General features: G+C 58.7%; 10 protein-coding genes and 2 pseudogenes. 5 read left to right on the top strand and 7 right to left on the bottom strand.

Going from position 1 to position 12,966, the window contains the following annotated elements; translation table 11 throughout:
- The first annotated feature begins 97 nt into the window (after nucleotides 1-97).
- Nucleotides 98-1,183 (top strand): glycerol dehydrogenase, encoded by a 1,086-nt coding sequence (locus tag H3U90_RS00060; RefSeq protein ID WP_198176537.1) that lies wholly within the window; start codon nucleotides 98-100, stop codon nucleotides 1,181-1,183.
- Between the two features lie 79 nt (nucleotides 1,184-1,262).
- Here H3U90_RS00060 and H3U90_RS00055 read toward each other — a convergent pair whose 3' ends face one another.
- From H3U90_RS00055 to H3U90_RS00045, 3 genes are all read right to left on the bottom strand, one after another.
- The gene (locus H3U90_RS00055) at nucleotides 1,263-2,240 is read right to left on the bottom strand and encodes a PfkB family carbohydrate kinase (RefSeq protein WP_198176536.1); all 978 of its coding nucleotides are present in this window, start codon (nucleotides 2,238-2,240) and stop codon (nucleotides 1,263-1,265) included.
- Entirely contained in the window at nucleotides 2,233-3,699 is a 1,467-nt protein-coding gene (locus H3U90_RS00050) for a purine-cytosine permease family protein (protein WP_198176535.1), read from the bottom strand. Before H3U90_RS00050 ends, H3U90_RS00055 begins: the two co-directional genes overlap by 8 nt.
- A gap of 153 nt (nucleotides 3,700-3,852) precedes the next feature.
- Entirely contained in the window at nucleotides 3,853-4,848 is a 996-nt protein-coding gene (locus H3U90_RS00045) for an ADP-ribosylglycohydrolase family protein (protein ID WP_198176534.1), read from the bottom strand.
- 457 nt (nucleotides 4,849-5,305) lie between these two features.
- On the opposite strand from H3U90_RS00045, the pseudogene H3U90_RS00040 reads away from it, so the two are divergent.
- Nucleotides 5,306-6,466: pseudogene (locus H3U90_RS00040) on the top strand (IS1249 family transposase).
- Between the two features lie 699 nt (nucleotides 6,467-7,165).
- Nucleotides 7,166-7,726, top strand: coding sequence for a hypothetical protein (locus H3U90_RS00035; protein WP_015022034.1), 561 nt, complete (start codon nucleotides 7,166-7,168; stop codon nucleotides 7,724-7,726).
- A 135-nt stretch (nucleotides 7,727-7,861) separates the two neighbouring features.
- Here H3U90_RS00035 and H3U90_RS00030 read toward each other — a convergent pair whose 3' ends face one another.
- Both H3U90_RS00030 and H3U90_RS00025 read right to left on the bottom strand, forming a co-directional pair.
- On the bottom strand, nucleotides 7,862-8,308 hold the full coding sequence (locus tag H3U90_RS00030; protein WP_015022033.1) for a hypothetical protein: 447 nt from the start codon (nucleotides 8,306-8,308) through the stop codon (nucleotides 7,862-7,864).
- A 22-nt stretch (nucleotides 8,309-8,330) separates the two neighbouring features.
- Entirely contained in the window at nucleotides 8,331-8,843 is a 513-nt protein-coding gene (locus H3U90_RS00025) for a hypothetical protein (protein ID WP_045925197.1), read from the bottom strand.
- 316 nt (nucleotides 8,844-9,159) lie between these two features.
- Between H3U90_RS00025 and H3U90_RS00020 the strand changes: the two are divergent.
- Nucleotides 9,160-10,321, top strand: a pseudogene (locus H3U90_RS00020) (IS1249 family transposase).
- A 699-nt stretch (nucleotides 10,322-11,020) separates the two neighbouring features.
- On the top strand, nucleotides 11,021-11,581 hold the full coding sequence (locus tag H3U90_RS00015; protein WP_015022034.1) for a hypothetical protein: 561 nt from the start codon (nucleotides 11,021-11,023) through the stop codon (nucleotides 11,579-11,581).
- Between the two features lie 135 nt (nucleotides 11,582-11,716).
- On the opposite strand, the gene H3U90_RS00010 is transcribed toward H3U90_RS00015, so the two are convergent.
- Nucleotides 11,717-12,163, bottom strand: coding sequence for a hypothetical protein (locus H3U90_RS00010; RefSeq protein ID WP_015022033.1), 447 nt, complete (start codon nucleotides 12,161-12,163; stop codon nucleotides 11,717-11,719).
- A gap of 22 nt (nucleotides 12,164-12,185) precedes the next feature.
- Complete coding sequence (locus H3U90_RS00005; RefSeq protein WP_045925197.1) at nucleotides 12,186-12,698, bottom strand: hypothetical protein; 513 nt, start codon at nucleotides 12,696-12,698, stop codon at nucleotides 12,186-12,188.
- Between the last annotated feature and the right edge of the window lie 268 nt (nucleotides 12,699-12,966).

The raw sequence follows: 12,966 nt of genomic DNA, 5'->3' as shown, positions 1-12,966 counted from the left end.
CATGTAATGTGACTAGGGTCACTTTCGGGCGGTCCAAGAGGCCCGTCCCTAAGGATCTGGTCCCGAAGGCGGGATCAGCGATGAGAAAGGTGTGTATATGCGTAAGGTTCTGTGCTCTCCAGGCTCCTATGTTCAGCAGGAGGGCGCCATGGGAAAGCTGGCCGGAGAATACGCGGCTCTGGGCACCAAGGGCGCCCATCTGATCGTCGATCCGGTCATCGACGGGCTCTACCACGACGACATCGTCGCCTCCTTTGAGCACGATGGGATCCCCTACGAACTGATGAAATTCGGCGGCGAGTGCTCCATGGAGGAGATCGACCGTCATCGTGACCATTTGGGCGGCAGTGACGCGGTTATCGGCATCGGCGGCGGCAAGACCCTGGATACCGCCAAGGCCGTGGCCCACTTCGCCCACCTGCCGGTCATGATTGTGCCCACGGCGGCCTCCTCGGATGCGCCTTGCTCAAGGCTGTCCGTACTCTACACGCCTGAGGGTGTCTTCGACCGTTACCTGCCCCTGCCCGCCAATCCCAACGTGGTCCTTATGGATACCGACGTGATCACCAAGGCTCCGGTGCGCTTCCTGGTATCAGGGCTGGGCGATGCCTTCGCCACCTACTATGAGGCAGCCGCCTGCGTCCAGTCGAACGCGGTGACCATGACCGGGGGGCACGCCACCATGGCCGCTTTCGCCCTGGCCCGTCTCTGCCGCGACACCCTGCTGGAGGATGGGGTCAAGGCCGTGGCCGCTGCCAAGGCCGGTGTGCGCACAGCCGCCCTGGAGAAGATCATCGAGGCCAACACACTGCTGAGCGGTCTGGGCTTCGAGAGCTCCGGCCTGGCTGCAGCCCACGCCATTCATGACGGAATGACCGCCCTGGAGGGCACCCACTCCATGCTGCACGGCGAAAAGGTGGCCTTCGGCACCCTGGCCCAGCTGGTCCTTGAGGATCGGCCCCTGGAGGAGACCCGCAGGGTCTACGACTTCTTCCGCAGCGTGGGTCTGCCCACCTCCCTGGAGCAGATCGGCATCGGACAGGCCAGCGAGGAGGATCTGCTCCAGGTCGGCGAGCATGCCTGCGGTTCTGACGAGACCATGGGCAACATGCCCTTTGAGGTGACTCCTACCGATGTGGCTCACGCGCTGCGTGCAGCCGATCAGCTGGGCAAGCAGATCTGAATTCTCTTGCTCTGATCCCTCTTCGAGATGCCAGGCGACCGTCGGCATGCAGTCGGCGGTCGCCTGTATTTAGCTTGGTTTACATTGGCCCCTCCTGCAGGGAGGCAGCAGCCTTTCGTATGGCTTGTTCATCTGGGCATGTGGCTGGACCTGGCTGCGTAGTGGAAAGGGCCCCTGCGCAGTTGGCCAGTGTCAGCGCCTCTTCGATGGGCAGGCCCTGGAATATGCCCGCACAGAGGACGCCCGAGTGTGCATCGCCGGCACCGTTGGTGTCTATGGCCTGGACCTGTGGGGTGGGAATATACTTGATTTGGCTCGCATCCTTGGGCTGGCAGTACCAGGCACCACGGGCGCCGGCCCTGAGAACCACCGGACTGTCCAGTCTCAGCGAAAGTGAACGGCAGATGGATTCCAGCCCGGTTGTGTCGCCGGTTTCGGGTTGGCATCCCAGACGTTGCGCCAGGATTGGTCCCTCGCGTTCGTTGAGGGACCAGATAGGATGCAGACCGTTGACCGCATCAAGAACATCCGGTGCAATATCTGCCACCATGGGTCCCAGGTCGAAGAGCACCGGAAATCCTTCGCCCTGGTGTTTCTCAGCAAAACCGAGCAGGCTTCGGGTGTTGTCCTTGTGGCAGAAGGAATACCCACTCAGGTAGATGACATCACCGGGAACCAGATTCATGCTTTCGTAGGTGCCCTCCGGCACCCGGGTCTCTGCGCCCGGCGCCGACACAAAGGTGCGTTCACCCGAGGGTTCGATCATGGCTACCGAGTATCCGGTATCACAGTTATCCAGCACAGGCCCTTGTGCGGGAACCTGCAGGGCAGCAAGGGCTCCACGGGCCATGTCCGCCATCGGACCTGTGCCGATCGCCCCCATGTAGGCTATGGGTGCCCCCATCCGCCTGGCTGCCTGGATCACGTTGTATCCGCCGCCGACCTTTATGGCGGTTCGCCTGGCGAAAATGTCCCCTCCGCGTTCCGGGAGGTGGTCGATGTTCATGCTCAGGTCAATCACCACCTGACCGAGATGAAGGATGCTGGGTTCAGTCATTACTGCTGCTCCTCACAGCCACGGAGTCCTTGGAGAGGAGGTGCAAAATGGCATAGAGGATTCCTCCCAGCAGGAGGGATACCAGCCATGCCAGGCCGTTCCTGCCCAGGAAGCTGCCGGCCAGCGGCCCTGAGAACCAGACCTCGTTCTTGGAGACCTGGGCCGTCACGAACAGGAAGCCGACGACTATCCCCACCAGCCAGCTGACGATGGCCGGGAGGTTGATGCCGTGCCAGTACCAGTATGGGGAATCGGCTTGAAGATTCAAAAGGCCGTCCGAATCGTAGCGCTTGCGGAAGATCATATCTGACAGGAAGATGCCTGCCCAGGTGCTCAGCGGCACTGCCAGCAAGGAGATAAAGGTGACGAAGGGGCCGTAGAATCCGTCGGAGCCCAGCGTGAAGTACAGGGCTCCGCAGGTGGTCACCACCACATCGACGACGACCGCATAGACGCGGGGAATTCTGATGCCCAGGGTGATGGTGGTCAGGCCGGCCGAATATACGGACAGGTTGTTTGACATGAGCAACCCAGCGAAGGCGGCAATCAGATAGGGAATCGAAACCCAGGCGGGCAGGGCGCTTCGAACCGCGGCGACCGGATCAGCGGCGGAGGCAATGGTGGAGTTGCCTGCTGTCAGGACCGATCCCAGGCCGATAACCACGACCAGGGGGATGCCGGCGCCGGCTGCTGCAGTCAGGATCAGAGAGCCCGATTTCACCGAGGTCTTCTGGTAGCGGGCCATGTCTGCGCCGGAGTTGACCCAGCCGATGCCCGTCCCCGCGGCTATGGTGCCGACGCCGATCAGGAAGGCGCTGGCTGATCCGGGGGCATTGCCAATGAAGGAGGACCAGTCGACGGTCGTGGTCAGATAGATGGCCACCAGTAGAGTGAGGGCTCCGAATATCCAGGTGGCCCATTTCTGTACAGTGAGAATGAAAGCGTGGCCGGCGGCAGAGACCACCACAGTCAAGGCCACGAAGACGGCAATGCAGACAAAGGTCAGGAAGGGGGCGCGCTTGGCATCGGCTGAGGTGCCGAAGATGATGGCAATCAGTGAGAGCAGAGCAAAGGCACCGGTCATCGTGTTCACCGTCTCCCAGCCCAGCCTGGATAGCAGGGCCACTAGGGTAGGGCCCGCATTGCCTCTGACGCCGAAAATGGCTCGGGACAGGGTCAGCGTGGGGGCGCCGCCTCTTTTGCCGGCTATGGAAATGATGCCGACCAGTGCGAAGGATCCGAAGGCTCCGATGGTCGTGGCGAGCACGGCCTGCCAGAGGTTGAGGCCCTGGGCAATCAGGGTAGCTCCCAGAGGGATTCCCAGGATCGAGATGTTGGCGGCGAACCAGACCCAGAAGAGCTGGCCGGGCGACCCGTTCCTCTGGTCCTCGGGTACGGGTTCGATGCCCCTTTGCTCAACTCTGGAGAGGATGGTGCCCTTTTTTGGTGCAGTTGACATGGATTGTCTCCTTTGACTCACGATGTACTGGATGCAGCGATGGATTGTCTGGTCAGGCCTGTGGTGTGGTCTGGGTGGACCCCATGATCTCGGGGTTGACTGGATTTTACATTCTTGTATTCCTGAAGGATTCTGTCGTATCCGTTTTGCGCTTTACCTTAAAGTAATCAGGCCATGGGCAGTTTTCTGCAGGTCAAGGTGAGATACCGAAGCCACCTGGGAGCAGAGTGCAGGGTCGAACACCTCGGGGCCGGTGCATGCGCCGGTCATTGCGCCGGTCATGGCAGCGATGGTGTCCGTATCGCCGCCCAGGTTGACTGCGACGAATAGAGCCGATTGGGGATCGTCGGCGAATCTCCAGGCCAGGGCAAAAGCGGCTGCCACAGACTCATTGGCCTCCACCGAAGTGCCGCAGTCTTCGATGAGGTGGCGTTCGAAATCGTCCTCATCGCTGAATTCTTCGGACACTTGTATTGCCTGGCGGGCCCGAGCGGGAACCGATGCCTTGGGTGTCCAGGCTCCGGCGGTTTCCATGGCGGGTACCAGGCGCAAGGACTCATTCAGTGCCTGGCGAACGGTCATTCCCTCAAGTCCCAGACTGACTGTCGTAGCGATCAGCGCTGCGCTTTGAAAGCCTGTGACCGTGTCGTGGGTGACCTGGCAGGACTCGTAGATGCGATTGGCCAGCCGTCTGGTGTCTTCGGGCCTGTTGGCTATCCCTACCGGGGCGACTCGCATGGCCGCCCCATTGGTGGTGCCGGTCCTTCCTGTGGTCATGATGTCCGCGCCATGGCGAACCTGTTCCAGGGCCAGCTTGGTGGATGGCCCGAGCAGGTCGAGTGATCCGCGTGACTTCATGCCGTCCTCCCAGGCCAGAAGGCGCTTAGCGAACTCTTTGGGATCGATGTGTCCTCTGCCCTCGATGATCAGCTCTGCGACAATCAGTGCCTGCTCGGTGTCATCGGTCACAGATCCCGCAGGTATACCTGGAGCGATCGGCTGATCCGCAATAGCATCACGAAGGGTGTCAACCCTGCCGTAGGCCTCATGGATGGCTGCTGGACTCATGCTCTGCGTGGGCATGCCCAGCGCATCTCCCAAGGACAGCCCAGTAAGTGCGCCCAGTGCGCCCTTTTCAGTTCTGGTCATTGTTGTGCAAGCCTCCAGAGTCGTTGCGATGAGCCCATGAATCTGTTTGCAGATAGACTGCGACATTTTTAATCAGAATAATTGTAAGGCCCTTGGAGGTTTGTCGGCACAAAGGTTGTGGCAGGCATGATTCACAATGAAGAATGGGAGTCTGAGCGAGCTCTATCCTGTTAGGTGGGAGATAAAAACAATGCTGGTTAGTCGAGGTTAAAGATTTGATCGAGGTGTGGGTTCTATAGATTGCCGACAGTGATTGGCGAAGATTATCCCTTGATGCCGTAACGGAGTTTGTCGGGGTGTCCTAATCTTGGCTTCGGCATGGGTGGGCTATAGGAACTAAACGCGTTGTTTATGTTGGGGGTTTGGCCTTGTGGCTGTAAGCGTGTTGGGTGGTTGTTAATAGGTCGGGTTGTTAATAGGGGTCTTGCAGGGGTGCCCGTTCCTGTTCGATTGGGGAATGAGAACCAGATCGAAGAGGGCCAGGCATTGCCCCATATGCCATGGGCGGATGCGCAAGCATGGGCGCAACAGATCAGGCACGCAGCGCTGGATGTGTCCGTCCTGCTCGATCGCGTCCACCGCGCGCAGGCAGGACCGGGCCCGCGCCGCGCAGTTGAGGGAGTTCCTGGACTGGCTGCGACGGGCAGGACCCGGGAACAGATGGGGGCCATGGGCGCCAGGGCCTGGCGTAAACGGGTCGGCTGGTGCTGGAACATCAAGCCGGCAATCACACCGGACGGGGTGGTCCATCACACGCTCATGGCCGACGGCACGTATATGGCACACGGCTGGTGCCTCCTGATAGCGATCGACGGGCAGACGGGCCAGGTCATCGACCGGCAGTGGTGCCATCAGGAGAACACGGCGGCCTGCACGGCCCTGTCCTCCCGCATCCCCGGGCCCGACGTGCTCATCACCGACGGCCTTCGCGGCGTGCAGAAAGCCTGCCATGCCTGCTGGCCGGGCACGCGCATCCGACGCTGCCTGGTGCACGTGCAACGCAACACCAAAACCGACCTGACACTCAAACCACGACTTCAGGCCGGCAAGGAACCCAAGCGACTCTCCGACCAGCTCACCCGGGTCCATACCATCGAGGAAGCGGTGCGTTGGGGTGAGGCCTTGAACGCCTGGCACGAAAGATGGAAAACCCTCATCGACGAACGCACCATGGCCAAGGACGACCCAGCCAACCCCAAAGCCAGCCACCAATCCTGGTGGTGGACCCACCAGGAACTCCGCCGCTGCTACCGCAGGCCCGAACACCTCTTCCAAGACAGGCAGCTCTTCGCCTTCCTGGAACCCGAACTCACCGCCGGCGGGCCAGTGGAACGCACCACCACGGCTGGAAGGAGGAGTCAACTCACCCATCAAACGCACCCTCCTGCAACACCACGGCCTACCCGAGAGCCACATGAGACGCGCCTGCGAATGGCACTGCTACATGAAAACCGACAACCCCGACCCCGCCAGCCTGATCAGGGACGAACACCACCAGCCACAACCAGCACCCAAACGGGAAACCAGACAGGAACAGGACGAGCCCGAACACTACGGCACCGCCATCAACTGGAACGAGTTCCACACACCATTCAGATACCCCAACACCACACTCTGACCAACACACAACCAAACCCACACACAGAACCTAAAACAACGCGTTTAGTTCCTATAGCCCCTGATGCCGGAGAGACCGTTCTGTATCAGCATAGAGGCTAGATTGGCTGAGCTCTGATAAGGATGCGAAGGGTAAGGAATACGAGCGGTGTCCATCTCAGTTACACCCCTTTAGATAAAAAAGTGCCGCCCTAGTGTGCATATCATATAAATATGATAGAGGCAGTGGCGGCTTCTAACAAGCTTTAATATACTCGGGATATCAGTTAGAAAGCTTCATCAAGATAAAGCTTCACAATATAAACACATTTCTTATCGGATGGTCTTTCTTCTATCATGAGCTACTGCAGATCACCCTTCAATCGGCAAACATAAAACTGGTCGGCTCGGCCGGGGTTGTGGTCATCGGCGGCTGCGCCTTGATGTCTGGCCGCCGCTGTCGCACGCCTGCGGCGTGCTGCTGAAGGGGTTGGGAATGTGGTGTTTGTGCCGCCCCCTTCCATTCTGGCCCGGGCCGCTGCGACTCAAGCCCCGAGCGTCTCCGCCCACACCCCGCTCCGGCCGAGGGGGCCGAACAGCATGCCCCCTCGGCCTCCGGGGGAGTGTTCGGATCCACGCGGGGGCTTGACTCTCCGCTATACCCGGGCCGCCATTCCAGGCGTCGGCACAAACAGTCCCGGCACCAAGGAAAGGAACACCCATGAACACCACAACCAGCCTCCAGGACGACGTCAAGCAACTGAGCCAGGACCCCCAACTCATGCTCACCGCAGGCCGACAGGCCCTCGACAGCATCATGCGCATACTCGACGGCACCCACCAGCCCGAAGCCATAGGACACGACCGGCTCACCCGCATGGCCGCGCTGATAGAAACCTCACTGCCGCACCGCGACGCGCTCCTGGTCGCCGCCATCAACCCCGACACCACCCGAGACGACCTGACCACCATCACCGAACAACCCCACGACCCCGCCGCCGTCAAACTCATCTTCACCAGCCTCACCACCTGCTTCGAAGGCCGGACCCCCGTCAACCAGGAACGCGCCGACAGAGCCTACAACCTCTTCGACCAGCTCACCGCCGCCGTCGGCCCCACCCCACACCTCAGCGCCTCCAGAGCCTACCTGGCCTGGGCCGCCCGCGACCCCGACCAAGCCAGCTCATACATGGTCCAAGCCCTCACCCTCGACCGAACCAACAACCTCGCAGCGCTCATCGCCCTGGCCCTCAGTAAGAACATCAACCCCACCGACGACTAACACCACACACAACCAAACCGAAGAGGTCTCCTCCCAAACCAAGGAGGAGACCTCTCCGCGTCCGATGCGTTTCTCCCGCCCCATAAAAGGGGCACTCGAATCCGCTTCATTCCCTAGGAATGATCGTTGTTTAGATTAATCATGCTTGTCTGCAGCATCAACGGCATGAATGACGAGTAGGGAGATGAGAATGGTGAGAACCTCAGTTATCAAAGATGAGAGCGCCATGGCTTCCCACCTGCTGAAGGCCAAGGCCATCAACCCCATGAGAAACACAAAACTCACAACTTCGCTAACAAGCTTCTTCAAGACCTTGTGACTGCTCATGCTAAACAACACATCCACCAACGCATCAGTTATGTAGGTACCAAAGAACCACAACAGAAAGATAACGATGGTACCCAAAACCCCACGCCACCCATGCACCCAGGAACGAACGCCACCGAAAGGGAGCAAGCGATAAGTGACACCAATGCCGACCGCAAAAGGAAAGACAAAACCCAACAACACAGTTCCGAAAAAACCAACACCGGTAATCGCATCCGAAACCGTTACATGGTCTGATCGTCCACGGTCACTCATCGCTCACCCCTCTCTCCATGAATCAGAGGAACAAATCAACCCATGTCGCCGTGTATTCAGCAATATCGTAAGGGATGCCCAGCTGCATCAAACCTGAGACGATAGCGGCATGAGTCCAGACGCCGGTGGCTTCCAGGAAGTCTGCAATCCGACCGGCCCACGGAGCAATCTTGGCAGGAAGCTTGGAACCTCCCCAGCGCAGAAGCTTAATGACAGCTTTCTTGGCGATCGTCGTAGCCCAATTCCTCGATTGGAAGCCATTACCGGCAGTGCCATCATGCATCGAGAATGCATACTCGGTCAGGATGCCAGCACCTTCATAATCACCGTTTTCCCATGCGGTATCCGCTATCTCCAGCACATCCCTCGGAGTCAGCGAATCGGTGACTTGACTCACGATAGATGTCGAAGCGGTATCCACAGGCTCTGCAGCCATCGCCTGACTGGGAACCATGGCGACTCCCATAGACAGCGCAAGTGGAACAGCAACGCTGGCGAGCAACCTACTTTTGATAGTGTTCAGGGCTTTCATCATAAGCCCCTTTCCGTTTGTTGAGTCAATTCATCCTTGATAACCAATAACGAAGTCAGCGGTGTCAGCCATGGCACCTCTGACAACCCAGCTAAAACTGGAATACTGCACTGATAGATAGGCCTAACTATCATTCTTGAGTTATTACATCAACGGTGACAGTAGCACCACCGTTACACCATTATAGGGCTATAGGAACTAAACGCGTTGTTTATGTTGGGGGTTTGGCCTTGTGGCTGTAAGCGTGTTGGGTGGTTGTTAATAGGTCGGGTTGTTAATAGGGGTCTTGCAGGGGTGCCCGTTCCTGTTCGATCGGGGAATGAGAACCAGATCGAAGAGGGCCAGGCATTGCCCCATATGCCATGGGCGGATGCGCAAGCATGGGCGCAACAGATCAGGCACGCAGCGCTGGATGTGTCCGTCCTGCTCGATCACGTCCACCGCGCGCAGGCAGGACCGGGCCCGCGCCGCGCAGTTGAGGGAGTTCCCGGACTGGCTGCTGACGGGCAGGACCCGGGAACAGATGGGGGCCATGGGCGCCAGGGCCTGGCGTAAACGGGTCGGCTGGTGCTGGAACATCAAGCCGGCAATCACACCGGACGGGGTGGTCCATCACACGCTCATGGCCGACGGCACGTATATGGCACACGGCTGGTGCCTCCTGATAGCGATCGACGGGCAGACGGGCCAGGTCATCGACCGGCAGTGGTGCCATCAGGAGAACACGGCGGCCTGCACGGCCCTGTCCTCCCGCATCCCCGGGCCCGACGTGCTCATCACCGACGGCCTTCGCGGCGTGCAGAAAGCCTGCCATGCCTGCTGGCCGGGCACGCGCATCCAACGCTGCCTGGTGCACGTGCAACGCAACACCAAAACCGACCCGACACTCAAACCACGACTTCAGGCCGGCAAGGAACCCAAGCGACTCTCCGACCAGCTCACCCGGGTCCATACCATCGAGGAAGCGGTGCGTTGGGGTGAGGCCTTGAACGCCTGGCACGAAAGATGGAAAACCCTCATCGACGAACGCACCATGGCCAAGGACGACCCAGCCAACCCCAAAGCCAGCCACCAATCCTGGTGGTGGACCCACCAGGAACTCCGCCGCTGCTACCGCAGGCTCGAACACCTCTTCCAAGACAGGCAGCTCTTCGCCTTCCCGGAACCCGAACTCACCGCCGGCGGGCCAGTGGAACGCACCACCACGGCTGGAAGGAGGAGTCAACCCACCCATCAAACGCACCCTCCTGCAACACCACGGCCTACCCGAGAGCCACATGAGACGCGCCTGCGAATGGCACTGCTACATGAAAACCGACAACCCCGACCCCGCCAGCCTGATCAGGGACGAACACCACCAGCCACAACCAGCACCCAAACGGGAAACCAGACAGGAACAGGACGAGCCCGAACACTACGGCACCGCCATCAACTGGAACGAGTTCCACACACCATTCAGATACCCCAACACCACACTCTGACCAACACACAACCAAACCCACACACAGAACCTAAAACAACGCGTTTAGTTCCTATAGCCCCTGATGCCGGAGAGACCGTTCTGTATCAGCATAGAGGCTAGATTGGCTGAGCTCTGATAAGGATGCGAAGGGTAAGGAATACGAGCGGTGTCCATCTCAGTTACACCCCTTTAGATAAAAAAGTGCCGCCCTAGTGTGCATATCATATAAATATGATAGAGGCAGTGGCGGCTTCTAACAAGCTTTAATATACTCGGGATATCAGTTAGAAAGCTTCATCAAGATAAAGCTTCACAATATAAACACATTTCTTATCGGATGGTCTTTCTTCTATCATGAGCTACTGCAGATCACCCTTCAATCGGCAAACATAAAACTGGTCGGCTCGGCCGGGGTTGTGGTCATCGGCGGCTGCGCCTTGATGTCTGGCCGCCGCTGTCGCACGCCTGCGGCGTGCTGCTGAAGGGGTTGGGAATGTGGTGTTTGTGCCGCCCCCTTCCATTCTGGCCCGGGCCGCTGCGACTCAAGCCCCGAGCGTCTCCGCCCACACCCCGCTCCGGCCGAGGGGGCCGAACAGCATGCCCCCTCGGCCTCCGGGGGAGTGTTCGGATCCACGCGGGGGCTTGACTCTCCGCTATACCCGGGCCGCCATTCCAGGCGTCGGCACAAACAGTCCCGGCACCAAGGAAAGGAACACCCATGAACACCACAACCAGCCTCCAGGACGACGTCAAGCAACTGAGCCAGGACCCCCAACTCATGCTCACCGCAGGCCGACAGGCCCTCGACAGCATCATGCGCATACTCGACGGCACCCACCAGCCCGAAGCCATAGGACACGACCGGCTCACCCGCATGGCCGCGCTGATAGAAACCTCACTGCCGCACCGCGACGCGCTCCTGGTCGCCGCCATCAACCCCGACACCACCCGAGACGACCTGACCACCATCACCGAACAACCCCACGACCCCGCCGCCGTCAAACTCATCTTCACCAGCCTCACCACCTGCTTCGAAGGCCGGACCCCCGTCAACCAGGAACGCGCCGACAGAGCCTACAACCTCTTCGACCAGCTCACCGCCGCCGTCGGCCCCACCCCACACCTCAGCGCCTCCAGAGCCTACCTGGCCTGGGCCGCCCGCGACCCCGACCAAGCCAGCTCATACATGGTCCAAGCCCTCACCCTCGACCGAACCAACAACCTCGCAGCGCTCATCGCCCTGGCCCTCAGTAAGAACATCAACCCCACCGACGACTAACACCACACACAACCAAACCGAAGAGGTCTCCTCCCAAACCAAGGAGGAGACCTCTCCGCGTCCGATGCGTTTCTCCCGCCCCATAAAAGGGGCACTCGAATCCGCTTCATTCCCTAGGAATGATCGTTGTTTAGATTAATCATGCTTGTCTGCAGCATCAACGGCATGAATGACGAGTAGGGAGATGAGAATGGTGAGAACCTCAGTTATCAAAGATGAGAGCGCCATGGCTTCCCACCTGCTGAAGGCCAAGGCCATCAACCCCATGAGAAACACAAAACTCACAACTTCGCTAACAAGCTTCTTCAAGACCTTGTGACTGCTCATGCTAAACAACACATCCACCAACGCATCAGTTATGTAGGTACCAAAGAACCACAACAGAAAGATAACGATGGTACCCAAAACCCCACGCCACCCATGCACCCAGGAACGAACGCCACCGAAAGGGAGCAAGCGATAAGTGACACCAATGCCGACCGCAAAAGGAAAGACAAAACCCAACAACACAGTTCCGAAAAAACCAACACCGGTAATCGCATCCGAAACCGTTACATGGTCTGATCGTCCACGGTCACTCATCGCTCACCCCTCTCTCCATGAATCAGAGGAACAAATCAACCCATGTCGCCGTGTATTCAGCAATATCGTAAGGGATGCCCAGCTGCATCAAACCTGAGACGATAGCGGCATGAGTCCAGACGCCGGTGGCTTCCAGGAAGTCTGCAATCCGACCGGCCCACGGAGCAATCTTGGCAGGAAGCTTGGAACCTCCCCAGCGCAGAAGCTTAATGACAGCTTTCTTGGCGATCGTCGTAGCCCAATTCCTCGATTGGAAGCCATTACCGGCAGTGCCATCATGCATCGAGAATGCATACTCGGTCAGGATGCCAGCACCTTCATAATCACCGTTTTCCCATGCGGTATCCGCTATCTCCAGCACATCCCTCGGAGTCAGCGAATCGGTGACTTGACTCACGATAGATGTCGAAGCGGTATCCACAGGCTCTGCAGCCATCGCCTGACTGGGAACCATGGCGACTCCCATAGACAGCGCAAGTGGAACAGCAACGCTGGCGAGCAACCTACTTTTGATAGTGTTCAGGGCTTTCATCATAAGCCCCTTTCCGTTTGTTGAGTCAATTCATCCTTGATAACCAATAACGAAGTCAGCGGTGTCAGCCATGGCACCTCTGACAACCCAGCTAAAACTGGAATACTGCACTGATAGATAGGCCTAACTATCATTCTTGAGTTATTACATCAACGGTGACAGTAGCACCACCGTTACACCATTATAGGGCTATAGGAACTAAACGCGTTGTTTATGTTGGGGGTTTGGCCTTGTGGCTGTAAGCGTGTTGGGTGGTTGTTAATAGGTCGGG

It is taken from the genome of Bifidobacterium sp. W8103 (assembly GCF_016100775.1).
GTDB lineage: Bacteria > Actinomycetota > Actinomycetes > Actinomycetales > Bifidobacteriaceae > Bombiscardovia > Bombiscardovia choladohabitans.
This window is presented reverse-complemented; position numbering and strand designations above follow the sequence as displayed.